General features: G+C 63.1%; 26 protein-coding genes. 16 read left to right on the forward strand and 10 right to left on the reverse strand.

Annotated features, from left to right (window positions below; translation table 11 throughout):
• Positions 1-124: 124 nt before the first annotated feature.
• A complete protein-coding gene (locus tag EN804_RS15100; RefSeq protein ID WP_135917187.1) occupies positions 125-919 on the reverse strand; it encodes a response regulator in 795 nt (264 codons plus the stop codon).
• A gap of 223 nt (positions 920-1,142) precedes the next feature.
• Between EN804_RS15100 and EN804_RS15105 the strand changes: the two genes are divergently transcribed.
• Together EN804_RS15105 and EN804_RS15110 are read left to right on the forward strand one after the other, a co-directional pair.
• Positions 1,143-1,346 carry a NepR family anti-sigma factor gene (locus EN804_RS15105; RefSeq protein ID WP_127280183.1) on the forward strand — a complete coding sequence of 68 codons (204 nt, stop codon included), beginning with the start codon at positions 1,143-1,145 and terminating at the stop codon, positions 1,344-1,346.
• Between the two features lie 3 nt (positions 1,347-1,349).
• Positions 1,350-1,901: an RNA polymerase sigma factor gene (locus EN804_RS15110; RefSeq protein ID WP_010911883.1), complete on the forward strand. Its 552-nt coding sequence runs from the start codon at positions 1,350-1,352 to the stop codon at positions 1,899-1,901.
• Between the two features lie 44 nt (positions 1,902-1,945).
• On the opposite strand, the gene EN804_RS15115 is transcribed toward EN804_RS15110, so the two are convergent.
• On the reverse strand, positions 1,946-2,326 hold the full coding sequence (locus tag EN804_RS15115; RefSeq protein WP_245464483.1) for a response regulator: 381 nt from the start codon (positions 2,324-2,326) through the stop codon (positions 1,946-1,948).
• 151 nt (positions 2,327-2,477) lie between these two features.
• On the opposite strand from EN804_RS15115, the gene EN804_RS15120 reads away from it, so the two are divergent.
• The 3 genes from EN804_RS15120 (at position 2,478) to EN804_RS15130 (ending at position 4,164) form a co-directional block, all read left to right on the forward strand.
• Positions 2,478-3,239, forward strand: coding sequence for a Crp/Fnr family transcriptional regulator (locus tag EN804_RS15120; RefSeq protein ID WP_135917188.1), 762 nt, complete (start codon positions 2,478-2,480; stop codon positions 3,237-3,239).
• A 126-nt stretch (positions 3,240-3,365) separates the two neighbouring features.
• The gene (locus EN804_RS15125; protein ID WP_127872059.1) at positions 3,366-3,692 is read left to right on the forward strand and encodes a DUF883 family protein; all 327 of its coding nucleotides are present in this window, start codon (positions 3,366-3,368) and stop codon (positions 3,690-3,692) included.
• A 10-nt stretch (positions 3,693-3,702) separates the two neighbouring features.
• Positions 3,703-4,164 carry a hypothetical protein gene (locus tag EN804_RS15130; RefSeq protein ID WP_127872058.1) on the forward strand — a complete coding sequence of 154 codons (462 nt, stop codon included), beginning with the start codon at positions 3,703-3,705 and terminating at the stop codon, positions 4,162-4,164.
• A gap of 26 nt (positions 4,165-4,190) precedes the next feature.
• Here the strand turns inward: EN804_RS15130 and EN804_RS15135 are convergent, their stop codons facing one another.
• Complete coding sequence (locus EN804_RS15135) at positions 4,191-5,723, reverse strand: HWE histidine kinase domain-containing protein (RefSeq protein ID WP_127278579.1); 1,533 nt, start codon at positions 5,721-5,723, stop codon at positions 4,191-4,193.
• Between the two features lie 155 nt (positions 5,724-5,878).
• Here EN804_RS15135 and EN804_RS37250 point away from each other — a divergent pair, with 155 nt between their 5' ends.
• Complete coding sequence (locus EN804_RS37250) at positions 5,879-6,052, forward strand: hypothetical protein (protein WP_189343577.1); 174 nt, start codon at positions 5,879-5,881, stop codon at positions 6,050-6,052.
• A 29-nt stretch (positions 6,053-6,081) separates the two neighbouring features.
• Here the strand turns inward: EN804_RS37250 and EN804_RS15140 are convergent, their stop codons facing one another.
• Complete coding sequence (locus EN804_RS15140; protein ID WP_127278578.1) at positions 6,082-7,002, reverse strand: diacylglycerol kinase family protein; 921 nt, start codon at positions 7,000-7,002, stop codon at positions 6,082-6,084.
• A 251-nt stretch (positions 7,003-7,253) separates the two neighbouring features.
• Between EN804_RS15140 and EN804_RS15145 the strand changes: the two genes are divergently transcribed.
• The gene (locus EN804_RS15145; protein ID WP_127278577.1) at positions 7,254-8,546 is read left to right on the forward strand and encodes a PRC-barrel domain-containing protein; all 1,293 of its coding nucleotides are present in this window, start codon (positions 7,254-7,256) and stop codon (positions 8,544-8,546) included.
• 29 nt (positions 8,547-8,575) lie between these two features.
• Here the strand turns inward: EN804_RS15145 and EN804_RS15150 are convergent, their stop codons facing one another.
• The gene (locus tag EN804_RS15150) at positions 8,576-10,135 is read right to left on the reverse strand and encodes an alkaline phosphatase family protein (protein WP_127278576.1); all 1,560 of its coding nucleotides are present in this window, start codon (positions 10,133-10,135) and stop codon (positions 8,576-8,578) included.
• A 226-nt stretch (positions 10,136-10,361) separates the two neighbouring features.
• Between EN804_RS15150 and EN804_RS15155 the strand changes: the two genes are divergently transcribed.
• From EN804_RS15155 to EN804_RS15170, 4 genes are all read left to right on the forward strand, one after another.
• Positions 10,362-11,294, forward strand: coding sequence for a VOC family protein (locus EN804_RS15155; protein WP_127278575.1), 933 nt, complete (start codon positions 10,362-10,364; stop codon positions 11,292-11,294).
• A gap of 3 nt (positions 11,295-11,297) precedes the next feature.
• Positions 11,298-11,915, forward strand: coding sequence for an alpha/beta hydrolase (locus EN804_RS15160; RefSeq protein ID WP_127278574.1), 618 nt, complete (start codon positions 11,298-11,300; stop codon positions 11,913-11,915).
• 4 nt (positions 11,916-11,919) lie between these two features.
• The gene (locus EN804_RS15165) at positions 11,920-12,219 is read left to right on the forward strand and encodes a GNAT family N-acetyltransferase (protein WP_015315410.1); all 300 of its coding nucleotides are present in this window, start codon (positions 11,920-11,922) and stop codon (positions 12,217-12,219) included.
• A gap of 97 nt (positions 12,220-12,316) precedes the next feature.
• Positions 12,317-13,375: a dipeptidase gene (locus tag EN804_RS15170; protein WP_127278573.1), complete on the forward strand. Its 1,059-nt coding sequence runs from the start codon at positions 12,317-12,319 to the stop codon at positions 13,373-13,375.
• A 7-nt stretch (positions 13,376-13,382) separates the two neighbouring features.
• Here the strand turns inward: EN804_RS15170 and EN804_RS15175 are convergent, their stop codons facing one another.
• From EN804_RS15175 to EN804_RS15190, 4 genes are read right to left on the reverse strand one after another with little or no spacing between them, the layout of a single operon-like run.
• A complete protein-coding gene (locus EN804_RS15175) occupies positions 13,383-13,628 on the reverse strand; it encodes a hypothetical protein (protein ID WP_127872049.1) in 246 nt (81 codons plus the stop codon).
• Positions 13,629-13,630: 2 nt separating this feature from the next.
• On the reverse strand, positions 13,631-14,890 hold the full coding sequence (locus EN804_RS15180; RefSeq protein ID WP_135920079.1) for an aminomethyltransferase family protein: 1,260 nt from the start codon (positions 14,888-14,890) through the stop codon (positions 13,631-13,633).
• A 3-nt stretch (positions 14,891-14,893) separates the two neighbouring features.
• On the reverse strand, positions 14,894-16,459 hold the full coding sequence (locus EN804_RS15185; RefSeq protein ID WP_135863072.1) for an NAD(P)/FAD-dependent oxidoreductase: 1,566 nt from the start codon (positions 16,457-16,459) through the stop codon (positions 14,894-14,896).
• On the reverse strand, positions 16,446-18,065 hold the full coding sequence (locus EN804_RS15190) for an NAD(P)/FAD-dependent oxidoreductase (protein WP_135863069.1): 1,620 nt from the start codon (positions 18,063-18,065) through the stop codon (positions 16,446-16,448). The genes EN804_RS15185 and EN804_RS15190 overlap by 14 nt, the downstream gene beginning before the upstream one ends.
• Before the next feature lie 280 nt (positions 18,066-18,345).
• Between EN804_RS15190 and EN804_RS15195 the strand changes: the two genes are divergently transcribed.
• From EN804_RS15195 to EN804_RS15220, 5 genes are all read left to right on the forward strand, one after another.
• Entirely contained in the window at positions 18,346-19,146 is an 801-nt protein-coding gene (locus tag EN804_RS15195) for a methyltransferase domain-containing protein (protein ID WP_135863067.1), read from the forward strand.
• A 27-nt stretch (positions 19,147-19,173) separates the two neighbouring features.
• Positions 19,174-19,884, forward strand: coding sequence for a transcriptional regulator BetI (betI, locus tag EN804_RS15200; RefSeq protein ID WP_245512007.1), 711 nt, complete (start codon positions 19,174-19,176; stop codon positions 19,882-19,884).
• A gap of 25 nt (positions 19,885-19,909) precedes the next feature.
• Positions 19,910-20,992, forward strand: coding sequence for an ABC transporter substrate-binding protein (locus EN804_RS15205; protein WP_135863063.1), 1,083 nt, complete (start codon positions 19,910-19,912; stop codon positions 20,990-20,992).
• A gap of 402 nt (positions 20,993-21,394) precedes the next feature.
• Positions 21,395-22,471, forward strand: coding sequence for an extracellular solute-binding protein (locus EN804_RS15215; protein WP_135920081.1), 1,077 nt, complete (start codon positions 21,395-21,397; stop codon positions 22,469-22,471).
• On the forward strand, positions 22,468-23,778 hold the full coding sequence (locus tag EN804_RS15220) for a flavin monoamine oxidase family protein (RefSeq protein WP_135863060.1): 1,311 nt from the start codon (positions 22,468-22,470) through the stop codon (positions 23,776-23,778). Before EN804_RS15215 ends, EN804_RS15220 begins: the two co-directional genes overlap by 4 nt.
• On the opposite strand, the gene EN804_RS15225 is transcribed toward EN804_RS15220, so the two are convergent.
• Positions 23,742-24,815 (reverse strand): ABC transporter ATP-binding protein, encoded by a 1,074-nt coding sequence (locus tag EN804_RS15225; protein ID WP_127872040.1) that lies wholly within the window; start codon positions 24,813-24,815, stop codon positions 23,742-23,744. The two genes, EN804_RS15220 and EN804_RS15225, sit on opposite strands and share 37 nt — an antisense overlap.
• Between the last annotated feature and the right edge of the window lie 4 nt (positions 24,816-24,819).

The raw sequence follows: 24,819 nt of genomic DNA on the forward strand, positions 1-24,819 counted from the left end.
ATCGTTCCGGGCAGCGCCGGCTGGAAATTCCCCGGTAGCCGATCCGGCTTGTCAAAAAAGGCCGCCGGATGGGTCGCATCCGGCGGCCTTTTTTTGATCTTGTCCGGCTTCCGGAGGCCGCGATCTATGCGGCAGCCTTGGCCTGCCGATCGAAGAACAGCGCCTGGCTGATCAGCGCCTTCACCATGTCGGGATTGAACGGCTTGGTCACGAGGAAGGCGGGTTCGGGGCGCTCTCCGGTCAGGAGACGCTCGGGAAAGGCGGTGATGAATATCACCGGCACCGATGTCGAGGAGAGGATTTCGTTCACGGCCTCGATGCCTGAGCTGCCGTCGGCGAGCTGAATATCGGCCAGCACCATCTTCGGTCGGGTCTTGCCGAACATCGTCACCGCTTCGGCATGGGTACGCGCCGTTCCTACCACCCGATGACCGAGGCTCTCGACCATCTCCTCTATGTCCATGGCAATCAGCGGTTCATCCTCGATGATCAGCACGTCGGTCGCCACCTGGCGTGAAATCTCGTTGCTTGCCTGGGCAAGCAACTCGGAGAATTGCTGTTCGCCGACATCGAGGATTTCGGCCGCCTCGTCCTCGCTGAAACCTTCGACGGCAACCAGCAGGAAGGCTTGGCGCGGAAGGGGCGCGATGGCATTGAGATTGGCGGCCGCGCGCTGTTCCCACGCCGATTGTGCCTGCTCCTGCGGGACACGGATGGCAACCGATGTGAAGAGCTTGGCGAAAACCTTGTACAAGGCGATCCGGTCACTCGATGCCTCGGGGAAGATCTCGATGTCGGCGATGATGGCTTCGAGCATCGCGGCGACCAGCGCGTCGCCGCTCTCTTGCGATCCCGAGACGGCACGCGAAAAGCGGCGCAGGAACGGCAGGTGCGGTGCGATGGTGGCGGATAAACTCATGGTAAGACGTCTCCCTCAGATGACGCGAGTGAACGGATTGCAGGTCAAGCTTGTTGCAAGTCCCGCTAATACAACGCGGGTTTTCCGAAAAAGTTCCGGCCTATATGGAACGAATAGACGGGAACGGCGTTTGATGTCGGGATGGGCAACCCAGACGAGGGGTGCCGCTTGCCTTGTGTTGTGTTGTTATGGGCGGCTTGGGCGCTGGGACTATAAGGGCGAAATGAAGGATATGACCAAAGATATTTTGGCTGGCGCCGCGGGCAGGCGCCGGAACGGTGCCGGCGACCCGCTGGGGCCGAACTCCGAAATCGGACGCAAACTCAAACAATATTACGACGAGCTGGTCTCCGACAATGTGCCGGATCGCTTCGCCCAGTTGCTCAGCCAACTGGAACAAGCCGAACCCGCACAGAAGAAGGACTAGATCATGGCCGCGGTCTCCCAAGGCTTCAAGACCGATCTGCTTGGGGCAATCCCGAGCTTGCGGGCCTTTGCCGTGTCGCTGACGCAGAATGCCGACAAGGCCGATGACCTCGTTCAGGAAACGCTGGTCAAGGCCTGGGACAAGCATGAGAGCTTCCAGCCTGGCACCAATCTCAAGGCATGGCTTTTCACGATCCTGCGCAACGAATTCTATTCGCAGATGCGCAAGCGCGGCCGCGAGGTGCAGGACAGCGACGGCATCATGACGGCCCGGCTTGCGGTGCATCCGGCACAGCACGGCCAGCTCGACCTCAAGGATTTTCGCGGCGCCCTCGAGCAATTGCCGGAGGACCAGCGCGAAGCCATCATCCTGATCGGCGCATCGGGATTCTCCTACGAGGAGGCCGCCGAAATCTGCGGTTGCGCGGTTGGAACGATCAAGAGCCGCGTCAGCAGGGCTCGTACACGCCTTCAGGAAATCCTGAAAATCTCCGGCGAGGACGAGTATGGTCCCGATGCGATCTCCGCCCAGGTCACGGGCACGGCGGCACATTGAAATACGGGCTGCATCACGGCAATTCGAGTGCCGTCGCGTCAGTCTTAGCCGGGGGAGCCGCGACCGTAGGCTAGCGCCACCGCTTCAACGAGGTCTTCGCCTGAATAGGGCTTGGTGACCAGCCTCACCCCGGGAAAGGATGCCTTGATCTCGTCCGCATCGGAGTAGCCGGACGCAAACACGAACGGGACGCCGGTCTCCCGCAAGCCCGCGGCGAATTCGAGCGTCGAAGCGCCGCCCAGCATCAGATCGACAATGGCCGCGTCGAAATGCGTCGCGACCTTACGGCCGTCGATCTCGGCCAGGTCGCGGGCAACCACCACCTCGCCCGCACCGTGGTCACGGCAGAGTTGCTCGACATCCATGGCTATGAGGAATTCATCCTCCAAGACAAGAATGCGCAATCCGTCAAGTAATTGGGGCACAGGCAATCGCTCCTTGAAACGCCGGGATTCATGATCGCAATTTGGGGTCTTGTCATTTAAAAAAGACATGCGCCGGCGACGAAACAGCGATCTCGGGCAAGCGCGTGAAACTGGCCTGCCGACCGGCAGACTTTCGCAACGGGGGGTCGAAATGCCAAGCCAGATCGGGCGCTCTTCTTCAAGCCGGCAATATCCTTGCGAGCAGTGCCCATTACGGCCCTTGCCGGTGTTCCGGGAGTTCGAGAAACCGGAGCTGGCCTTCATCAGTAAATTCAAGAAAGGCGAGCTCGCGGTCGACAAGGGTGCCACTGTCCTCGTGGAAGGAAGCCACAGCGCCCATCTCTACACCGTGCTGTCCGGCTGGGCGTTCCGCTACAAGCTGTTGCAGGACGGCCGCCGACAGATCCTCAATTACCTCATGCCTGGCGATCTCATCGGCCTGCAAGGCAGCGTCATGGGGGAGATGCAGCATTCCGTCGAGGCCCTGTCGCCGATGCTGCTTTGCGTGTTCGAACGCGATAACCTGCATGAACTCTACCGCAACCATCCCGGTCTCGCCTACGACATCACCTGGATCGCGTCGCGCGAAGAGCGCATGCTGGACGAGAACCTGCTCAGTCTCGGCCGCCGCAGCGCGATCGAGCGTGCCGCCTATCTTATCGCCTTCATCGCCAGCCGCGCCAAGGTCGTCGGACTGAACGGCAAGCAAACCATCCAGATTCCGATCACGCAGCAGCACATCGCCGATACGCTTGGCCTGTCGCTGGTTCACACCAACAAGACGATCCGCAAGCTGATGGATCGCCAGCTGATCGTCTGGCGCGACGGCGGGTGCGGGGTCGTCGACAATGAAGGGCTGAAGCAGCTCGCCGGCTGGGAGGGGCTGGGCGAGGGCCGCCGGCCATTGATCTGACACCGCACTTCTTGCCAGGGCGGCGGATCGGGTGCGCATGACCGGGTTTTCGGCTAGTTTGTCCGGGCATCGGAACTTTGGGACGCACGGCGCGTTTGAAATCGAGCAATCACAAGGAGTTAAGCAATGGCAACCGCCGCAAGCAAGACCGCCAACGAAGCGCGGACGAATCCGGATCTCGAAGCCGACATCAGGCAGTTGAAAGCCGATATCGACAAGCTCACCAAACAGCTGGCCAAGACCGGCGAACACGGCTACGGCACGGCGCGCCGGGCGGCGGCCGAAGGCGTCGAACAGCTGCGCGCCCAAGGTGAGGCCGCCTTCGACAGCCTGCGCGGCAACGCCAGGGATCTTGAGGCGCAGATGGTGGCAAGCGTACGCGAAAAGCCGGTGACGTCTCTTGCAATCGCCGCTGGCGTCGGCTTCCTGTTCGCACTGCTGGCGCGTCGCTAGTTCCGCCGAGATGGGACTGCTGGCTTCCCTGCTGTCGGCTTTCGCCTCGGGTGAAACAATGGCCGCCGTGCGGCGCGCGCGCACGGCGGCCGTCGTCTACGCGTTTGCAGCGTTGGCGGCATTCTGCGGCCTCGGCTTCCTGGTCGGGGCAGCTTATATCTGGACGTCGGTGCGGTATGGATCGCTAGCTGCCGCGATTGGTTTCGGTGTCGGCTTCCTGGTAATCGCGGGCCTTGTTCTTCTGATCCACCGGCTGATGGCGGGCGCCCGGGTCCGCCGCGAGGCAAGGCGGCGCAAGGCCGACATGAAGGCGATCGGCATTACGGCCGCGCTCGCCGTGCTGCCGACATTGCTGAAGGGAAAAGGCGGACTAGGGGTTATTCTTGGTCCGGCCGTGGCACTGGCGGCTTATGCCATCTACCGCGAGAACGTGAAGCCGGACACCGATCATCCGGATGCCGGCGAGGAGTAGTATGTCGGCACCTGCACTGCCTCGTCTCACTCCGACAGATCTTCCAGCGGCATCGATATTTCGGCGAAGACGCCGTCCGGCCGGAATTCATGGGTCACTTCGCTCGAAATGACCTTGGCCAGACTGCGCCGGATGAGGATCGAGCCAAAGCCGTGCCGGTCGGGTGGGGCAACTTCAGGACCGCCGCTTTCGCGCCAGGTGAAAACGAGGCGCCGGTCGCCTTTCCTGCCTTGCGCCTTCCAGCCGAGATCAACCTTGCCCGATGCAACAGACAGCGATCCATATTGCAGCGCGTTGCTGGCCAGTTCGTGCAGGATCAGCCCGAGCCCGACGGCCTGATCAGGCGACAGCAACAGATCGGCGCCGGAGATCGTCAAGCGTGGCTGGTCGGCGGTGTCGAAGGGCTTGATCTCGATCTGGACGAGTTCACGGATGCCGATGCCGCGCCATTCGCGGTCGGACAGCAGACCATGGGCAATACCCAGGGCCTGAAGCCGCGCGCGGAAGGCCTCGAGGAATTCGCTCGGCTGGCGGGCATGGCGCACGGTCTGCGTCGCCAGCGCCTGGACCGTTGCCAGCGTGTTCTTGACACGGTGGTTGAGTTCTCTGAGCAGCAGCCGTTGCCGTTCGTCGCCAAGCTTGCGTTCCGAGATGTCGTAGTTGACGCCGAAAATCAGCGTCGGCTTGCCGTCGCCATCGCGCTCGATGACACTGCCGCGCGTGGCCACCCATCGCGGTGGATGAAAGCCTTTCACCCGGTATTCGCCGAAATAGTCGTCGCTGCCGGTCAAGGCGTCGCGAAAGCGGGTTTCGGTTTGATAGACGTCGCGCGGGTCGATGGCGGTCAGGATGTCGCGCGCCCGCAAACGCGTCGAGCGCGGCAGGTTGAACAGTTCGGACAGCCTGACGTCGCACTCGATCATGTCCGTGCGGATGTCCCATGCCCAGCTGGCGAGCGACGCCGCGTCGAGGGCGATGGCGCGCCGCTTTTCCTCGCGCGCGAGTGCGGCCTCGGCGATCGCGCCGCTGCGGGTTGCATCCTTCAGGGTGAACAGGCTGCCGGCGAGACCGGCGAGCATCGTCAACTGGTCCAGTGTGGCGGTGGATGGAAAGACATGGGGTTTGCGATCCATCACGCACAGCGTGCCGATCCTGGCGCCGGCCACGAGCATCGGCGCGCCTGCGTAGAAGCGCACATGATGCTCGCCTGTGACCAGCGGGTTGTTCTTGAAGCGGGGATCCGCCGTCGCATCGGACACCACCATGGGGCCGTCACCGGCGGCGATGGCGTGGGCGCAGAAGGAAATTCTGGTCGCCGTTTCCGTTTCGTCGAGGCCAAAGCATGACTTGAACCATTGCCGCTCGAGATCGACAAGCGTGACCAGCGCTATCGGTGCCTGCATTACGGCCGCGGCGAGGTTGCTGATGCGGTTGAAATCCACGTCGATCGTCGAATCGATCACCTCCAGCCCACGCAGCACGGCGAGCCGGTCTTCGTCCTTCACCGCGCGCGCGACCTCGGCTGGCAGACCCAGCGCTGCTTCCGCCTTGCTGCTCACCCAAGTCCCCAATGCCCAGTCCCGACTTCCGCCGTCCTGTTGGTCTCTTCGCCGGCACTGGTCCGGCTTGCTTGGAACCATCCTAGCGAGGAACCGTTACCCGACCATGTTTTGCCGGCCGCGTCAGCCGGCGCAAATCGAGACAAGGGCCGATCATGACCAAGATCATTCCCGAAAACAAAGCGCGTCAGGGACGGTGGGGCTGGCATGTCTTGTATATCCTGATCGCCGCGCTGCTCCTGAGCTTCGCGGCCTGGGGTGCCGCTGAAATCTATGGCCGGGCGGCCAAGACACCGGCGACCGAGCAAGGAAGCGCGCCGGGCGGCTAGTTTTTTGGCTTTCGTCGTTCGAGACCGCATCAGGCAGCCTTTGCCTCGGCGATGCTGGACGGCACCAGGACGTTGAGCGCTCCGGGATGGATTTCGATCGTCGTCTCACGATCGAGCCTGACCAGTTCGCCATCCATCACGGCCCGGAACTTTCTGCCGCCGGAATGGATTTTCAGCACCGTACGGTCGGCTTGGTGAATTTCGACATGCTCGTTGTCGCGCCACTTGCCGCGCGCAATGTCGAACAAGAACTTGAGCAGTTCGGCGCGTTGCTGCGCCACCGTCACATAGATGCCGAGCACGCCGCCGGCAGGGTTGTCGGCATAAGGCAGATGGCCTTCGCCGAACAGATTGTTGGTGACGCCGATGCCTGATATGCGCGCCGTCACCTCGGCGTCGCCGATGCCGAGCGTGACGTTCATCGCCGGCGGGTTCTTGATCGTTGCCCAGGCCGCCTTGGCCGAAGCCCTGATCTTGCCCAGGCGCGAACCGAATTCCATCCCCTGGCGCAACTGCACCATCTTGGCGTGCATGCCGATCGAAAACTGGTGGACGAAGGGCTGGCCATTGGCCGTGGCCATGTCGACCGCGATGATTTCGCCGTCGGCGAAGGATTTTAGCGCGGCATCGAGCGACTGCGGAATGCCGAGGCCGCGCGCAAAAAGGTTCATCGTGCCGGCCGGCAGTATGGCGAGCGCCTTTTTCTTGCCCATCAGCCTCGCAGCCGCGGCCGAGATGGTGCCGTCACCGCCGCCGGCGAGCACGACATCGACGGCGCGGCGCGACACGGCGTTGTCGAGGGTTTCCACGACATCCTTGCCGGCAACGATATCGATGCTGAGAGAGTGGCCCGCCGATTCCAGCGTCTGACGCATCCGGTCGGAGAAAGCCGAGATATCGGTGGTGCGCAAGGTGCCGCCGTCTCGGTTCAGCACCGCTGCAAATTTCATGCCCCGCTCCGCCGATCAATCACAACCTAACCAGGACGCGCCCAGCCGGAGGCTGAAACGCGGCGGGCTTGGAAAGGTTCCGGCTGCGCCGCAATCCAGGCCGGATTCGAAGCTGGGTAGCGCGCATTCGCTTCGTGGGAACAACAGCATGGTCACGACGTTGTGAACCTGTAGAGATGCCGCGTCCGATCTCCCCAGCGACGGTTCAACCGGGCGCGGCGTGCACGAAATCAGCACGAGGAGAGACTATCATGATCCGCACCCTTTTAGCCACGACCGCCCTTGCGACAATGGTCGCGACCGGTGCCTTCGCCCAAAGCACTGCAACCCCGGCCCCCGCGAAGCAGCCTGCGGCGCAGGAGCCGGCCGCGCCGGTGGTGCACGCTGAGGGCAGCATCGTCACCAATATCATCGGCGAAACCGTCTACAACGGCACTGGCGACAATGCCGAGAATATCGGCAAGGTCACTGATGTCGTCTTCGACAAGGACGGCATGGTGAAATCCGTCGTCATCGGTGTCGGCGGCTTCCTTGGCGTCGGAACCAAGAACGTCGCCTTTGACTATGACAAGCTGCAATGGGCCGAGAAGAACGGTGACCGCTGGCTGGTCGCGCAGACGACCAAGGACGAGCTGACGGCGCATCCGGAATTCGACAGCAAGGCTTATGCGCTGGCCCCGGCCGCATCGACGACTGCCCAGGCGCCGGCCACGTCGACAGACACCGCACAGAAGCCCGCGGAGGCGAATGCGGAACCGGTGAAACAGGCTGATGGCAATCTGGCCACAAACATCATCGGCGAAAATGTCTACAACGGCACAGGCGACGACGCCCAGAAGATCGGCGACGTGAACGACATCGTGCTGACCAAGGAAGGCAAGGCAAAGTCGCTGATTATTGGCGTGGGCGGCTTCCTCGGCATGGGGGAAAAGAACGTCGCCTATGATTTCGCCAAGGCGCAGTGGGCACAGAAGAATGGCGACCGCTGGCTGGTTGCGCAGACCACCAAGGAAGAACTGCAGGCGCAGCCGGACTTCAACCGCAAGGCCTATGATCCGGCACCGGCTACGACGGCATCGAACGAGCCGGCGGCAACCGCGCCAGCCACCGCGACAGCTCCTGCTGCCGCTCCGGCGGACAAGACGGCGGCGGCGCCGGCTGACGCCACCGCTCCCGACCAGACAAAGACCGCGGCCATCGACAAGTCGAAGCTGACGGAGATGCCGATTGGCGAGATCAGGGCTGACGATCTGAAGGGCACGACAGTCTATGGCGCCAACGACGCCAAGGTCGGCGAGATCGGCGATGTCGTGCTGGCGCCCGACAAGAAAACCGATGCTGTGATCGTCGACGTCGGCGGCTTCCTCGGCATCGGTTCGAAGGAGGTCGCGGTTGGCATGGATAATTTGAAGTTCATGACCGACAAGGACGGCAAGAAGTACCTCTATACGACCTTCACCAAGGAGCAGCTCGAGAAGCAAGCGGCTTACGACAAGGGCTCCTACGCGCAGAAGCGCGACGAGCAGCGTCTGATCGTTCGATAGGCAAGGAAACGGGCGGTAGGGGAGATCCCTTACCGCCCTGCCTGCGACCTTGCGTATCCAGCCACCCCGTTTTCCGTCAGTTCCGAGAGTGCAAGCGACTGGTCGAGATGTTCGGCCCGCCAGGCAAGCAGCCTTTCGGCGAATTCCAGGCGGGTGGAGCGATGTGCCGGACTGCTGGCGAGGTTCTTCAATTCGCCAGGGTCGTTCTCCATGTCGAAGAGCAAAGGCGGCAAGCCCCCGCCAAAATGCACGTATTTGAATTTCTGCGTGCGGATGACAGCGAGGTTGCACTGGCGCGAGGTAAGGCCGAAGTGCCGTTCGGCTTCACCGTCCGCGACCGAGCGAAAGTCGAACTCCCAGTGCGCCGCGTCGCGCCAAACGGCGGGCGTTCCACCGCTCAGGAAGGGTTTCAGCGAGCACCCGTCAAGATGCGGTTCGGGAGCCACGCCGAGCAGGTCGATGAGCGTAGGCAAAATGTCCACAGCTTCGGTGAAGCGATCGACAGTGCTGCCAGCGGCCTTGCGATGGCGGGGATCGCGGATGATCAGCGGGATGTGATAGCTGCCGTCGAAATAACCGCCTTTGCCCAGCATGAAATGGTCGCCCATCATTTCGGCGTGGTCGGAGGTGAGCACGATGATGGTGTTGTCCCAGGCGCCTTCGGTCTTCAGCGCTTGCCAGAGGCGGCCGAGCTGTGCGTCGACTTCGGAGATCATGCCGTAATAGATGGCTCGGATGCGGCGGAAATCATCCTCGCTCCAGTCGTGTACCTTGCCCGTGGCACCGGGGCGGAACCTTGCGCGGTTTTGCCGGCCAAGATCATAGGCGATGTAGGGGTGGCCCTGAGATTCGGCTCGCCAACTTTCCGCACGGTGAAAAGCCGGGCCGTCCGCCGGATCGTATCGGGTGTTGTACGGTTCCGGCACAATGAAGGGCGGATGCGGGCTGATAAAGGAAAGATGGGCAAACCATGGCGCGGCCTCCTCTTGCTCGCCCAGCCAGCGCATGAATTCGCCGGCAAGGAAAGCCGTTGGCGTCTGGTCCTTGGAGTAGACGGGTGGCGCTTCAGTCACCGCACCATCCGCCTCGCCCACGGGACGATGGATGTCGGGACTTCCAGCGCTGGCATCGATGCCCTGCTGCTTCAGCCATGACAGCCACTGTTTCTGATGTTCGGGGAGCAATTGGCGCACCGTGAAGCCGGGCAGCACGCCTTCATAGCTGTGCAATCGTGGATCACCCGGTGCCAGCTGGCGCGGGTCGAGCGACACGTCGGTATAGCCGAACAAGGTCGGATCGTAACCGACGCTGCGCGCGGCAAGCGCGATGTTGCCGTGGCGGGCATCGAGCGGCGTGCCGTTGCGGCAGACACGGTTGTTCATCTGATAGAGGCCTGTGTAGAGGCAGGCGCGCGCGGGCGAGCACGGAGCCGCGCCGCCGTAGTGGCGCTTGAACAGCACACCTTCGGCGGCCAGCGCATCGGCATTCGGCGTCTTCACCTGGAGATGGCCGGCAGTCGACAGGCAGTCACCGCGCCACTGGTCGCAGGTAATGAGGAGGACATTTGGCCGCCTGCCTTTTCCAGTCACTTGCGCTACCCCTTCCCAGCACGTTCGAATGCGCACATGGAACCGATTCCATCAGCCGCGCAAGGCCAGGGCCGTTGGCAGAATGGTGAACGAGTTTCTTGTCACTGTTCACTTTTACAGCACAGTCCATTTTGTGTTTGCGGCCTTTGCCCCAACAGATCGTGTCCTCATATTGGCGTGGACAGCGGCGAGGGCCGCACACACACCAAGGGAAGGAGCAGAGACCATGCTCGACCAGATCAAGGGCCTGCATCACGTCACCTCGATGGCCAGGGATGCACGGCAGAACAATGATTTCTTCACCCACAAGCTCGGCTTGCGCCGGGTCAAGAAGACGGTCAATTTCGACGCGCCTGATGTCTACCATCTCTACTATGCCGACGAGGTCGGAACGCCGGGTTCGGTGATGACCTATTTTCCGTTTCCCAACATCGGCAAAGGCCGCCATGGCGTCGGCGAAGTCGGCACGACGGTCTACTCCGTGCCGGACGGCACGCTCGCCTATTGGGAAAAACGCTTCACCGACGAAGGCGTAACCAATGTCGCCCGTGAGGAAAGTTTTGGCCAGAAGCGGCTCAGATTTGACGGTCCGGACAGCGACGGCTTTGCCCTCGTCGAGGACAAGGCCGACACCAGGGCGCCCTGGGTGAAGGGCGGTGTTGCCGCTGACGAGGCGATCCGCGGCTTTCATTCGGTTTCGCTGAGGCTGAAGGATGGAGGCGCCACCGAGGAGCTTTTGAAGTTCATGGGCTACGAGGAAGTCGACAAGTCAGGCAATGTCAGGCGGCTCGCCGTCAAGAACGGCAACGGCGCCGATGTCGTCGACATCGAATCGCTGCCGACGGCCCCCTTCGCCGATCTCGGCGCCGGCTCCGTCCATCATGTCGCCTTCGCCGTAGAGAACCGCGCCAAGCAGCTTGAAGTGCGCAAAGCGCTGATGGATACAGGCTATGGCGTGACGCCGGTGATCGACCGCGACTATTTCTGGGCGATCTATTTCCGCACGCCCGGTGGCGTGCTGTTCGAAGTCGCCACCAACGAGCCGGGCTTCGACCGTGATGAGGACACCGCCCATCTCGGCGAGGCGCTGAAGCTGCCCACCCAGCATCAGCACCTGCGGCCCTATCTCGAACAGCATCTGCAGAAGCTGGAGGGCTGAGCGATGAGCAAGGACGCTTTCATCCACAAGATGCTGCCCGGTTCGCCGGGTGGTCCGCTGCTCTTCGTCTTCCATGGCACGGGCGGCGACGAGAGCCAGCTTGTCTCGCTGGGGCGCGATCTCGCGCCCCAGGCCACCATCATCTCGCCGCGCGGCGATGTTTCAGAACAAGGTGCCGCGCGTTTCTTCCGCCGCACCGGCGAAGGCGTCTACGACATGGACGACCTTGCGCGGGCGACGGGCAAGATGGTGGGCTTCGTCAAGGCCCATGTCGAGGCGACGACGCCATCGGCCGTGCTCGGCCTCGGCTATTCCAACGGCGCCAACATCCTGGCCTCGCTGGTGTTCGAAGCCCCTGATCTTTTCGACGCCGCGGTGCTGATGCATCCGCTGATCCCGTTCGAGCCGGAGGTGAAAGGCAGCCTTGCCGGCCGTCAGATCCTGGTGACCGCCGGCAGGCGCGATCCGATCTGCCCGCCGAACCTGACGGCGCGGCTCGAAGCCTATTTGCGTGCCGATGGCGCCGATGTCACAGTGGAGTGGCACGAAGGCGGGCACGAGGTGCGGCCAAACGAAATCGAGGCGGCGCGGCGGCTTTTTGCCGGTGCCCAAGGAGTGTAAAGAGATGCCCGATCAGCTGCCAGAGATCGAACTTGAAGATCGCGGTTCCAAGGGTCGCTACGTCCTGCGCGGCGCCGGCGGCGCCGAAGCCGAAATGACCTTCACCAAGATCGGCGAGCACCAGCTCATCATCGATCACACCGAAGTGCCGGACGCCTTTCGCGGCCAGGGCGCCGGGCTTCGGCTCGTCACCCGCGCCGTCGAGGATGCGCGGGCGGCGGGCAAGAAGATCATCCCGCTCTGCCCGTTCGCCAACGCCCAGTTCCGCCGCCATCCGGAATGGGCCGACGTGCTGAAGCAATAGGTCGGACAGGCTTTGTCATTTGCGCGGGTAGCACATCTTGCCTAAGTGGGTATGATATATCGCTCCCGCGCCGATGAACGAACCGAATGACCCCCCTATGACCGAATCCGACCTCGTCCCCGTCTTCGACGGCCATAACGACACGCTGCTGAGGCTCTATCAGTCCAAGGACAGGGACGTCGAAAAGCTGTTCGTCGAAGGGAAATCGGGCGGCCATATCGACCTGCCGCGCGCCAAGGCCGGCGGATTCGCCGGTGGCATGTTCGCCATCTTCCCGCCGCCGGTCGAGAAAGCGCGGCGCAGCGCCGTGCCTTCGGCGCCGAGCGACAGCGAGCCGTTGCCGCCCGAGGTTCCGCGCGCCGATGCGCTCAACTCGACGATCGCGATGGCGTCCATCCTGTTCCGGCTGGAACGCGCCGGCGCATTGGCGATCTGCCGCAGTGCCGGCGATGTGCGCAATGCCATGGCGCAAGGCACGATTGCCGCGGTGTTCCACATCGAGGGCGTCGAGGCGATCGATCCCGAACTCTCCATGCTCGACGTTCTGCATGCCGCGGGCCTGCGTTCGCTCGGCATCGTCTGGAGCCGGCCGAACGCGTTCGGCCACGGAGTGCCGTTCCGCTTTCCGTCCTCGCCCGACACCGGACCCGGCCTGACCGATGCCGGCAAGGCGCTGGTCAAGGCCTGCAACGAACTGAAGATCATGATCGACCTCTCGCATCTCAACGAGAAGGGCTTTCGCGATGTCGCTGAAATCAGCAATGCGCCGCTGGTCGCCACCCATTCCAACGTGCACGCGATCTGCGGCCATTCGCGCAATCTGACCGACTGGCAGCTCGGCGCGATCCGCGAATCCGGTGGCATGGTCGGCCTCAACTTCGCCACCGGCTTCCTGCGCGAGGACGGCCGCATGAATGCCGACACCAGCCTCGACATCATGGTGCGCCATATCGATTCCCTGCTGCAGGCTCTGGGCGAGGACGGCGTCGGTCTCGGCTCGGATTTCGACGGCGCCATGATCCCGGCCGTCATCGGCGACGTCGCCGGTCTGCCTAAACTCGTCGATGCGCTGGCGGCGCGCGGTTTCGGCCGCGCGCTGATCGAAAAGATCGCCTACCGCAACTGGCTAAGCATGCTCGAGCGCACGATCGGCTGAGCCGGCGCTACTTGTCGTAGCCCATGCGCTTCAGCCAATCCTTGCCGACGCCACGGTCGCGAATGATCGGCAACGGGTTTTCCGAATCGAGCCTGGCGCAGATGCGGTAGACCTCCAGGGTCTCCGCACTCATCTCGTCGCGCTTGTAGAAGAACATGGCGGCGGCGTAGCGCGTTCGGCCCGACCATTTCTCACCGAGCGGCGTGTTGACCAGTTCCCACTGTTCGGCGGCTTCGCCTTCTTCCTCGGCCATGCTCAGAAATCCGCCGGCGGGTTGGCGGTGCGGCGGTCGAGCTTGATGAAGGGGCGCGCCACCACCTTGGCCCGTTTCATCAGCTTCTGGTACTGCAGCTCGCGCATGGCGTAGATCTCGACCCAGAGGTCTTCCACGACAGTATCACCATAGGGCCGCGCCAGCGAGGCGATGGCGATGTTGCGCTTCGCCGTCGGCGACCACATGGCGGCGCTGACCAAGCCGACTTCCTGGCTCTTCTTGTAGTAGACGATGGCGTGTTCGGCCGGGATGTTGCCCTCGATCTCCAGCCCGACCAGGACATGGCGCAGTCTGCGTCTTGTCCTCGCTTCGAGGATGGCGCGGCGGCCGTTGAAATGGGCCTTTTCCAGATCGATCATGAAGCCGAGCCCGATCTCGTCGGGCATGCGCAGGCGGTCGGCGCGGATGGCGTGTTCGGCGGTGGTGAAATCGGCATTGGCGACAATCAGCCCTGCTTCGAGCCGCGCGCGGTTGAGCGCGGTATAGCCGATGGCCCTGATGCCGCGCAGTTCGCCTGCCGTCATCAGCCGGTCCCAGAGACTCAGCGCCTTGTCGGCCGGCACGAACAATTCGTAGCCGAGATCGCCGGTGAAGCCGGTGCGTGAAATGATGACCGTGCCACCGTCATGCGGGAACTCGGCGAGGTCGAATATTTTCAGCTTCTCGACACCGGTGAAGCCCGCATCGCGCAACACGGCGAAAGATGTGGGGCCTTGCAAGGCGAGCCCGGCGACGGCCTCGGTTTCTTCCTCGACGGTGACGTCGAAACCAAGGGCGCTGTCCAGCAGCCAGGGCAGATGCCGCTCCTGCGAACACAGCCGGAAGCGGGTTGGCGAAAGTCGGAACAGCGTGCCGTCATCGAGGACAAAGCCTTCGTCGTCACACCATGCGGTGTAATGAACGCGGCCGGGCCTGAGCTTGGTGACATCGCGCAGGGTGACGCGGTCGAGGAAGGCTTCGGCATCCGGGCCTTCGATGCGGTATTTGGTCATTGGCGAGATGTCGAAGAGCGCCGCCTGGCTGCGGATGGCGAAATATTCGAGCTCCTCGTCCCAGAGCGAATGCGGCGCGCGGTAACCGGCCCAATTGTACCAGTCCTGGGTCTTGGCCAGCGCATCGAGGCGCGGCTGGAACGGCGTGCCGAGACGCAGCGTGCGGAAGTGGGTTTGCGCGAGGGTGCGGGCAGAAACAGCCGCATTGGCTGTCGTTGCAACGGGCTTCTTCCTGGTTGCCTGAGCCATAACCTACCCTTTCATCGCGATGATGCGCCGCGCGGCATTCAACCCGGGCGCACCGGAAACACCACCACCGGGATGCGAACCAGCACCGGCCAGGAACAGCTCGTCGAGCGGCGTGTCATAGCCCGACCAGCCGGAGACAGGACGCGAGATCAGCATCTGATCTGCCTGCAGTTCACCATGATGCCAGTGACCACCGGGCATACGGTAGCGCTTCTCGATGTCGGCAGGCGTCAGAAGCTCGGCATGGCGCACCGTCTTGCCGATGCCAGGCGCGTAGGCTTCCAACCGAGCCAGGATTGCCTCGAGGAATTTCGGCTTGCCGGCGTTCCAACCCTCTTTCAACTGATAGGGCGCGTATTGCACCACGGCTGACAGCACGCAGGCGCCGTCTGGCGCCAGCGACGGGTCCGCAAGGCTGGGCAAGGTTATCTCCATCGCCGGCTCGGGCGAGAACTCGCCGTACTTCGACGGATTGAAGGCACGCTCGACATGGTCGGGGGAGGGGGCGATGACCAGCCGCCCCTTGTGGTCGGCGGCATCGGCGCCAGTGAATTGGGGTGGCCGGTCGAGCGCCAGATGGAGCTTGGCGGCATCACCCTTCATGCGGATATTTTTCACCTTGCGCATGAAGCCGGTATCGATCCCGCGTGGTCCGACAAGATCGAGGAAGGTGGTCGCCGGGTTGATGGCGGAGACGATCGTCCTGGCGCGAAGCTCCTCGCCATTGTCGAGGACGACGCCGACGGCGCGGTCTTTCTCGACAATGATCCTTGCGACGGGCACCGATGTGCGGATCGTGACGCCGGCCTTTTCGGCGGCAGTGCGGATGGCCACGACCACCGCGCCCATGCCACCCCGTGGCAGCAGTTGCGCTCCGGCCGCACCGCCGATCTCTCCGGCCAGACGATAATAGAGCCCGAGCAGCGAGGTCGGCGAGCGCGGGCCAAGATGACTGCCGAGGGTGGCATCGAAGGCGAGCAGCCCCTTCAGCCTGTCGTCGGCGAGCTGCTCGTCAAGCAGGTCGGCAACGTTCATCAGAAGCACGCGCAGGAAGTCGCGCATATCTTCCTTGCCGAGTTTCTTCAACGCTAGCGCGGTCTGGCCGAGCGAAGCTGTCTCCAGCAGCGACATGCCACCGAGATCAGGCGGCCGGCGCGACAGGAACGGCTTCAATATGCCGGCATAGCGCAACAGCTGCGCGCGCAAATCCTTCCAGGCGGACTGTTCCGACGAACTGGCGCCGGTCAGCACCTCGCCATAGGCGCCATGCAGGACAAGTGGCGGTGCATCTTTCGACAATGCGACTGACGGGATGAAGTCGGCGCGGGCGATTTGCAGCCCGTGCTTTTCCAGCTCCAGCGTCTTCATCACATCGGGGTGCAGCCGGTTCAGCACATGCGCGATCGACGAGACGCGAAAACCGGGCGCAAATTCCTCGGTGCGCGCCGCGCCGCCGGGTTCGGCTGCGGCTTCCAGCACCAGCACCTTGCGGCCGGCCTTCGCCAGCGTGGCGGCAGCGACAAGCCCGTTATGGCCGCCGCCGATAACGATGCCATCAAATAACGTCATGGGCCGGGCTCATATGCGAGGTGGATTTTGCGAGATCGCGCAGGATTTCGGCCGCAGCATTGCGGCCGGGCGCGCCCATGACGCCGCCACCGGGATGGGTCGAGGAGCCGCACATATAGAGCCCACCGAGCGGCGACCGATACTGCGCATAGCCCGGCACCGGGCGGTTGAACAGAAGCTGGTCGAAGGTGAGTTCGCCCTGAAAAATGTTGCCTTCGGTGAGACCGACCTCGGCCTCGATTTCGCGCGGCGTGCGCACTTCCATGTGGACGATGCGGTCGCGAAACCCCGGCGAGTATTCAGCGATCTGCGCGATCACGCTTTCAGCAAAACCGTCGCGGTCGGCATCGGTCCACTCGCGGCCGTTCACCTTGGGCGGCGCGTACTGCACGAAGCAGCTCATGAAGTGTTTTCCCGGCGGGGCCATGGTCGGGTCGAGCGTCGTCGGGATCACCATGTCGAGGAAGGGATCGGCGGACCAACGGCCGGCCTTCCAGTCGTCATAGGCGCGCTCCATGCGCTCAATCGAATCGGTGAAATGCATGTCGCCGCGATAGACTGGCGAGTCCTTCGGCAGCGCCGGGAATTCCGGCAGCGAATCGAGCGCGATGTTGACCTTGCCTGAGGAGCCGCGGATCTTGAAGTTCTTGACCCGGCGCAGGAAGATGTCGGGCAGTTCCTTCTCCTCGACCAGCTTCAGGAAGGTGCGCTTCACGTCGGCATTGGAGACGACCAGCTTGCCGTAAATCTCCTCGCCGCCGGCAAGAACGACGCCTTTGGCCTTACCTCTGTTCACCAGCACATGGTCGACCTCGGCGCTGGTGCGGATCGTGCCGCCGGAGGCCTTGAAGGAGGCTGCCAGCGCCTTGGTGACTGCGCCCATGCCGCCGCGCGCATAGCCCCAGGCGCCGACCGATCCGTCGACCTCGCCCATATAGTGGTGCAGCAGCACGTAAGCGGTGCCGGGCGACATCGGTCCGAGTGCCGTGCCGATGATGCCGGATAGCGCGAAGTTCGCCTTGATGACGTCGGTCTCGAAATATTCGTCGAGGAATTCCGAGATAGACATCGTCCAGAAGCGCAGCGTCAGCGCCATTTCCTCGGCGGAGAGACCGGCGAATTTCTTGCCGAGATAAAGCAGTTCGCCGAGGTCGCGCGGCCGCAAACTGGTCGGGTCCGGCGCGGTGCGCATCAGCAACGGCTGGATGAAGCGGCACTGGCGCGTCACGTCGCGAGAGTAGCGGTCATAGGCCTCGGCATCCCTTTTGGAGAAGCGGGCGAATTCGCGCCGGTGCGCGTCGTGGTCGCGGTAATTGGCGAGGTAGTCGCCGTCGCGCCTGAACACCGCACCGCCCTCATAGGAAATGACCTGCAGGCCAAAGCGCGGCAGGTCGAGGTCGCGCATGATTTCGGGGCGGAACAGCGAACAGACATAGGAGCAGTTGGAGTAGAGGAAGCCCGGCGTCAGCTCCCGGCTGGTGGCAGCACCGCCTACCCAGTCGTTCTTCTCGACCACAAGCACGTCGAGGCCGGCGCGCTGGAGGTAGCAGGCGTTGACCAGACCGTTATGTCCGCCGCCGATGATGATCGCATCCCAAGCTTTCATTGTGGCCCAGTCCTCCCTGTTTTGCGTCATTCCCAAGGGGAAGCGCTATGCGCTTCTCCCGGGGAAAACCGCTCACACTTTTCCTCGAATTAATTAGGCGACCCGCTCTTCATTTTTGCGTGATCTGTTCCCGAATGCGCGGAATTTGGCATGACATCAGCCATTCTGTCCAGTCATTCTGAATGAATGTTCAACAAATGATATTGCGTTTTCCCGCATCTGCGCTACGCTTCGCCGGCGTTCGAACCGAGCATTCCGTCGATTGGGGGACCGAGGGCTGATGATCGAAACGGCAGACGCCGAACCGGAATATGACGACACCGCCATCCGCTTCCTCGAGGCGCTGTGGGGGGATGGCTACCTGTCGCCAGGCGGGCCGGACGAGGTCGACCGGGTGGTCGAGGGGCTTTCGCTCAAGGGCAGGACGATCCTCGATATCGGCTGTGGCTGCGGTGGCATCACGTTGCATCTGGTCGAGAGTCACGGCGCGGCGCACGCCACCGGCTTCGATGTCGAACGGCCCGTGATCGCGGCGGCCAGGCAGCGCGCCGCCGCGCGCGGCCTTGGTGAGCGCGCCAGCTTCGTTCAGGCGCCTCCGGGATTGCTGCCTTTCGCCGACAGATACTTCGATGTCGTCTTTTCCAAGGATGCGCTGTTGCATGTGCCCGACAAGGACGGGCTCTTCGCCGAGATTTTCCGCGTGCTCAAGCCGGGCGGGGTCTTTGCCGCCTCCAACTGGATGATGTCGCATGACGGCGAACCATCACCCGACATGAAGGCGTATGTCGCGGCCGAGGGGCTGTCCTTCGCCATGGCCTCGCCGGCGCGCTATGCCAAGGCGATGCGTGGCGCCGGTTTTGCCGATGTCACCGTCAGGGACTGCAATCCCTGGTACCGCGAGGTGGCGCGAGGGGAGCTCGAAAGGCTGAAGGGACCACTCTATCCGGCCGTTGCCGCAGTGGTGGGCGCGGCCTATGTCGACAAGAACATACGAACCTGGGAAGCCATGCAGAAGGTGCTTGACAGTGGAGAGCACCGTCCCACTCATCTTCGCGGGTCGAAGCCGGATGCAAAGCGATAGCCGGCGATGCTGGAGACCATCACACGCATGAAAACGGCAGACGCCAGGGACGCGCTCCTTGAACCGGCGCGGAAAGCCGAATCCGAGAAGCGCGGGCGCAAGGCCTCGAAGGAGGTCAGGCAGCTTCAGCTCATCGAGGCGACGATCGATTCGCTGGCCAAGCGCGGCTATTCGGAGACGACAATGGCCGATGTCGCCGATGGCGCCGGCCTGTCGCGAGGCATCGTCAATTTCCATTTCGAGAGCAAGGAAAAGCTGCTCGTCGCGACGCTGCAGCATATGTATGACGAGTATTCGGCGCATTGGCGCAATGCGCTGCAGAAGGCAGGCGACGATCCTGCCGACCAACTTCAGGCCCTGGTCGCTGCCGACTTCGACCGCTCGATCTGCAACAAGCGCAAGCTCGCCGCATGGTGCGCCTTTTGGGGCGAGGCCAAGTCACGGCCGACCTACCAGGCGCTGAGCAGCGCCCGCGACGTCGTCTATCAGGACATCTTCATCGAGCTCTGTGCGACGCTCAAGCAGAGCGGCGGCTACGCCTATGAGCCGCAGGTCATGGCATTGGCGCTTAGCGCCATGCTGGAAGGGCTTTGGCTGCGGCTGATGATGGGGACCGAGAACACGACCCGCGAGACCTCCTTGCAGGCGGCGAACGAATTCCTGTCGGCGGCTTTCCCGAAACACTACCCGCGGAACGCCGCCGCCCCGACCAAATCATCAGAAAAGACGAAATCATAAGAAAACCACAGAGGATGGAACAGCAATGAAGACACTGACAAGACGCCTGACACTGACGCTCGCACTGGCCGGAACCCTGGCGGCCTCCGCCGCCGCCTTGGCGATCGCCGCCGACAAGGATCTGATCGTGTTCGACTGGTCCGGCTACGAGGATCCGGGCTTCCACCCGAAATATGTCGAGAAGAACGGCGATTCGCCGACCTTCGCCTTCTTCGGCGATGAGGACGAGGCGTTCGAGAAGGTGCGCTCCGGCTTCAAGGCCGACCTTGGCCATCCCTGCTCGCAGAGCGTGGTGAAATGGCGCGAGGCTGGCCTGCTGCAGCCGCTCGACACGTCGAAGATCACAGGCTGGAAGGACCTCAATCCCGGCATCATGGCGATGAAAAACCTTGCCACCACCGATGACGGAAAAGCCTGGTTCATGCCCTGGGACTGGGGCAACACGCAGCTCACCTACAATTCCTCCAAGATCGACGACAAAGACGTGCAGTCGCTGAAGGCGTTCGCCGATCCGAAGTTCAAGGGCCGGGTGTCGATCGGCGACAATGTCGACGACGCCTATGCGCTGGCGAGCCTCGCCATCGGCCTGAAGGACTGGACCAAGATGACGGACGACCAGTTCAAGCAGGCATCCGATTTCCTGCGCCAGGTGCACAAGAATGTCCGCTCTTACTGGACCGACACCACCGACATCGTGCAGTTGTTGAGCGGGGGCGAGGTCGACCTCGCCTGGGCCTGGAACGATGCGACCGTGCAGTCGGTCGCAGCCGGCATGCCGATCAAGTCGAAGAAGGACACGGCGGAGGGCATCTCGACCTGGGTCTGCGGCTATGTGTTGTTCAAGGATGCGCCCGGCAACATCGACAAGGCCTACGATTATCTCAACGCAGTCAACGATCCGGAGATCGCCAAGGTGCTGGTCAAGGACTGGGGCTACGGCCAGGCCAACGCCAAGGGCATGGCTGGTGTCGACCAGGCCGTCCTGAAGGAAAAAGGCTATGACGACGTGCAGAAATTCGTCGACAAGACGCTGTTCCAGCAGCCGCTGCCGTCCGATCTCAAGCTCAAGATGATCGCCGAGTTCGAGAAGATCAAAGCGGGCTATTGAGGCCTGCTTTCGAGTGGCCGTTCCTACCCGCTCGGATATGGAACTAGGGTGATCGCTCGGGTTGCCATCATCCATTCGAGCGCTGGCGCCGCCCCTCACCTGCCTGCCGGCATCCTCTCCCCGTATAGTGACGGGGAGAGGGGCGCTGTCGTCGCCGGTTTCGCCAATCGCCGACGTTGCAGGAAGAGTGCCGGCACTGCGGGCAGCCTTCTTCTCCCCGTCGCCATACGGGGAGAAGTGCCCGGCAGGGCGATGAGGGGCAGCGCTGACTTCAATGATTGCCGGTCCCGGCCGCAAGTTGGTCCGAAGTGGTTGCTCCATCGAATTCGCGGCCTCGCCAAAGCTTGGGAATTCTCCTAACCTCGCTCTCGGCATCTTTCGCGATGGGGGAGTTTTCGCACCATGAATTCCGCGCTTCGCCGTCTTGTTGTCGCCGCCGCCTGCATGGTTGGCGCCGGCGCGGTTTACGCGCTCGCCGAAGGCGGCGGTAACCTCGTCGTATTCGACTGGTCGGGCTATGAGGATCCGCTGCTGCATCCGGCGTACACGACCAAATACGGCGCCGAGCCGACCTTTGCTTTCTTCGGCGACGAGGACGAGGCCTTCGAGAAGATGCGGGCAGGCTTCAAGGCCGATGTCGCGCATCCCTGCTCGCAAAGCGTGGTGAAGTGGCGCGAGGCCGGCCTGCTGCAGCCGCTCGACACGTCCCGGATCGCTGGCTGGAAGGATCTCAATCCAGGTATCATGGCGATGAAGGATCTCGCCGTCACCGCCGACGGCAAGGCTTGGTTCATGCCATTCGACTGGGGCAACACCTCGCTGCTCTACCGCACCGACAAGGTGACGGCCCAACAGGCACAGTCGCTCAAGATTTTCGCCGATCCGCGGTTCAAGGGCCGCGTCACCATCGGCGACAATGTCGATGACGCCTATGCGCTGGCGAGCCTAGTCATCGGTCTCAAGGACTGGACCAAGATGACCGACGACCAGTTCAAGCAGGCGTCCGCTTTCCTGCGTGACGTGCACAAGAACATCCGTTTCTACTGGACCGACGACACCGACCTCAACCAGGCCTTTATCGGCAACGAGGTCGACCTCGTCTGGGGCTGGAACGAGACCTTCGTGACGCTGAAGGGACAGGGGCTGCCGATCGCCATGAACCGCGAGACCAACGAAGGGATTTCGACCTGGGTGTGCGGCTACGTGCTGGTGAAGGATGCGCCAGGCAAGCTCGACGAGGCCTATGATTTCCTCAGCGCCGTCAATGCGCCCGGCGTGTCGGACTATATGGTCAAGACCTTCGGCTACGGCCACGGCAATGGCGCCGGGATGGCTGCGATCGACCACAAGGTGCTGGCCGACCGCGGCTTCGACAATCTCGACAAGTTCCTCGACAAGACCTTGTTCCAGCAACCCGTCGCGCCGGAACTGAAGCAGCGCATGGTCGCCGAGTTCGAGAAGATCAAGGCCGGCTATTGAGCGACAAGACCGAAAGGACCGGCGTCGTCATCGTGGGGGCCGGCTTCACCGGTCTCTCGGCCGCGATCGAATTGAAGCGCGCCGGCGTCGATTTCGTGCTGGTGGAAGCCCGCGATCGTGTCGGCGGCCGCGTCGAGGCGGTGCGAAACGGACTTGGCGAGCGCATCGACAGCGGCGGCCAGTTCCTGTGCGAGGACATGCCTCAGCTGATGGAACTGGCCCGGGCTCAGGACAAGACCTTCGTCGAGACCTACGTCGAGGGCGATTTCATCACCCATCCGGCGATGTCGGCCCCGAGAGCCGAGCGCACCTATCATGCCTCGATGGCGATCCGCGAACGCATGAACAGGATCGAGCCCAACGATCCCGCGATCGAGGGCCTGACCGTTGCCGACTGGCTCGAAGGCCAGAACGACACGGCTGACGCCAAGGCGGCCTTCCGGTCGATGATCGAAGGCCTGTGGTGCCTGGCCCTGGAGAAGGTGCCGCTCTGGTACCTGATCGACAATGACCGGCGCATCACCAATGAGGTGCCGGAGCTGCAATATTCCCTGCGCGAGACCATGCAGTCGGTGGCCGACGATCTGGCTAGGGATTTCGACGGCCGGGTGAGGCTCGGTGAACCGGTCACCCGCATCGAATATGGTCCGCCAGGGGTTCGTGTTGTCTCGAGCAATGGCGTGATCGAAGCGCGCGCCGTTCTGGTGGCCGTGCCGCCGGCGACAGCCGCGAAGCTCGATTTCACGCCCGTCCTGCCAGCAGCCTTGGACAGGGCGCTCGGCGCCTGGGAAAGCGGCGCCGTGATCAAGATCCTGGTGCGCTATCCCAGGCCATTCTGGCGCGAGCGGGATTTGAGCGGGATGGTGATGTGGCGGGATCTGCCGGGGCTGTTTGCCTGCGACGCCAGCAAGGATCCCGATCATGCGGCGCTTGTCGTCTTCGCCGGCGGGCCTCTGGCGCTGCGCTGGCACGAACTCGGCGAGGCGGACCTGCGGGCGCAGGTGACGATGAGGCTTGTGGAGGCGCTCGGTCCGGAGGCTGCGGATAGTCTCGATTTCAGCCGCCGCGACTGGACGCACGATGGCTGGAGCGGCGGTGCCTATAGCGACCTGATCATCGACGTGACGGCGAGGGATGCCGAACGCACCATTCTTGCCGGTGCGCCGCCGCTGCATTTCGCTTCGTCGGAATTGTCGCCGTCATTCCCGGGCTATGTCGAAGGCGCGATCGTGGCCGGGCGCATTGCGGCGCGCAGGATCATCGCCGATGTTCAGTCGGCCATCGCGACCAGAGCTTCGGGATCATAGGCGAGGCGGATCGGGGTGCCGACCGGGATATCGTCGGCGCCGAAATCGTTGGTCTCGGTCACCGACAACGGCTTTTCCAGGCCCGGGATTTCGACGATCAGATGGGTGATCTCGCCGAAATAGTGGCGCTCGACCACCTTGCCGGCGACCTCGAATTTGGCTGTCGCGTTGTCCCATAGCACGCGCAGGCGTTCCGGTCGGATGCCGAGCGTCGCGGCGCCGCCATTGCGAACGAAGGCTTTGGGCTTGTCGGTCTTGATGCGGCCGAAGCCGAGCGTGTCGACGATCAGCGATGCGCCGTTCTCCTCGACGATCTCGGCCTTGACGAAATTCATGCCGCCCAGGAAGTCGGCGACCTGGCGGTTGACCGGACGCTGGTAGATTTCCTTTGGCGAGGCGACCTGCGCGATCTTGCCGCCGAACATCACGGCGATGCGGTCGGACATGGCGAGCGCCTCGTACTGGTCGTGGGTGACCAGTACGAAAGTGATGCCGACCGCCTGCTGCAGCCGGCGCAACTCGACTTGCATCTGCTCGCGTAGCTTCTTGTCAAGCGCCGACAGCGGCTCGTCGAGCAGCAGAACTTTTGGCCGCATTACCAGGGCGCGGGCAAGCGCGACGCGCTGGCGCTGGCCGCCGGAAAGCTCGGTGGCAAGCCGCTTGCCGAGGCCGGTGAGCGAGACCTGCCCCAGTGCTTCCTCAACTCGGCGCTTCTCTTCGCCGCCCTGCAGCTTCAACCGCTTCAGCCCGTAGGCGACGTTCTGCTCGACATTGAGGTGCGGGAAGATCGCGTAGCTCTGGAACACCATGTTGGTCGGCCGGCGGTTGGCCGGGATGCCTTCCATCGACTGGCCACCGACCGCGATCGAACCGCTGGTCGGATTGTCGAAGCCGGCGATCATGCGCAAAAGCGTGGTCTTGCCGCAACCGGAGGGTCCGAGCAGCGAGAAGAACTCGCCTTCCCTGATGGTAAGGGAGGCGTCGTCCAGCGCCTTGAACGCTCCGTAGCTGCGAGTGACGTTGCGGATCTCGATCATCGGT

The sequence above is a fragment of the Mesorhizobium sp. M8A.F.Ca.ET.161.01.1.1 genome, assembly GCF_004792105.1.
Lineage (GTDB): Bacteria > Pseudomonadota > Alphaproteobacteria > Rhizobiales > Rhizobiaceae > Mesorhizobium.

Bases quoted from the DNA above. Each gene is read 5' to 3' on its own strand.
- EN804_RS15145 (WP_127278577.1), top strand. From the start codon at position 7,254: ATGATCCGCACCCTTTTAGCCACGACCGCCCTTGCGACAATGGTCGCG.
- EN804_RS15185 (WP_135863072.1), bottom strand. From the start codon at position 16,459: ATGACGTTATTTGATGGCATCGTTATCGGCGGCGGCCATAACGGGCTT.
- EN804_RS15105 (WP_127280183.1), top strand. From the start codon at position 1,143: ATGAAGGATATGACCAAAGATATTTTGGCTGGCGCCGCGGGCAGGCGC.
- EN804_RS15160 (WP_127278574.1), top strand. From the start codon at position 11,298: ATGAGCAAGGACGCTTTCATCCACAAGATGCTGCCCGGTTCGCCGGGT.
- EN804_RS15205 (WP_135863063.1), top strand. From the start codon at position 19,910: ATGAAGACACTGACAAGACGCCTGACACTGACGCTCGCACTGGCCGGA.
- EN804_RS15195 (WP_135863067.1), top strand. From the start codon at position 18,346: ATGATCGAAACGGCAGACGCCGAACCGGAATATGACGACACCGCCATC.
- betI (WP_245512007.1), top strand. From the start codon at position 19,174: ATGAAAACGGCAGACGCCAGGGACGCGCTCCTTGAACCGGCGCGGAAA.
- EN804_RS15155 (WP_127278575.1), top strand. From the start codon at position 10,362: ATGCTCGACCAGATCAAGGGCCTGCATCACGTCACCTCGATGGCCAGG.
- EN804_RS15190 (WP_135863069.1), bottom strand. From the start codon at position 18,065: ATGAAAGCTTGGGATGCGATCATCATCGGCGGCGGACATAACGGTCTG.
- EN804_RS15100 (WP_135917187.1), bottom strand. From the start codon at position 919: ATGAGTTTATCCGCCACCATCGCACCGCACCTGCCGTTCCTGCGCCGC.
- EN804_RS15180 (WP_135920079.1), bottom strand. From the start codon at position 14,890: ATGGCTCAGGCAACCAGGAAGAAGCCCGTTGCAACGACAGCCAATGCG.
- EN804_RS15110 (WP_010911883.1), top strand. From the start codon at position 1,350: ATGGCCGCGGTCTCCCAAGGCTTCAAGACCGATCTGCTTGGGGCAATC.
- EN804_RS15215 (WP_135920081.1), top strand. From the start codon at position 21,395: ATGAATTCCGCGCTTCGCCGTCTTGTTGTCGCCGCCGCCTGCATGGTT.
- EN804_RS15165 (WP_015315410.1), top strand. From the start codon at position 11,920: ATGCCCGATCAGCTGCCAGAGATCGAACTTGAAGATCGCGGTTCCAAG.
- EN804_RS37250 (WP_189343577.1), top strand. From the start codon at position 5,879: ATGACCAAGATCATTCCCGAAAACAAAGCGCGTCAGGGACGGTGGGGC.
- EN804_RS15225 (WP_127872040.1), bottom strand. From the start codon at position 24,815: ATGATCGAGATCCGCAACGTCACTCGCAGCTACGGAGCGTTCAAGGCG.
- EN804_RS15130 (WP_127872058.1), top strand. From the start codon at position 3,703: ATGGGACTGCTGGCTTCCCTGCTGTCGGCTTTCGCCTCGGGTGAAACA.
- EN804_RS15175 (WP_127872049.1), bottom strand. From the start codon at position 13,628: ATGGCCGAGGAAGAAGGCGAAGCCGCCGAACAGTGGGAACTGGTCAAC.
- EN804_RS15170 (WP_127278573.1), top strand. From the start codon at position 12,317: ATGACCGAATCCGACCTCGTCCCCGTCTTCGACGGCCATAACGACACG.
- EN804_RS15125 (WP_127872059.1), top strand. From the start codon at position 3,366: ATGGCAACCGCCGCAAGCAAGACCGCCAACGAAGCGCGGACGAATCCG.
- EN804_RS15120 (WP_135917188.1), top strand. From the start codon at position 2,478: ATGCCAAGCCAGATCGGGCGCTCTTCTTCAAGCCGGCAATATCCTTGC.
- EN804_RS15140 (WP_127278578.1), bottom strand. From the start codon at position 7,002: ATGAAATTTGCAGCGGTGCTGAACCGAGACGGCGGCACCTTGCGCACC.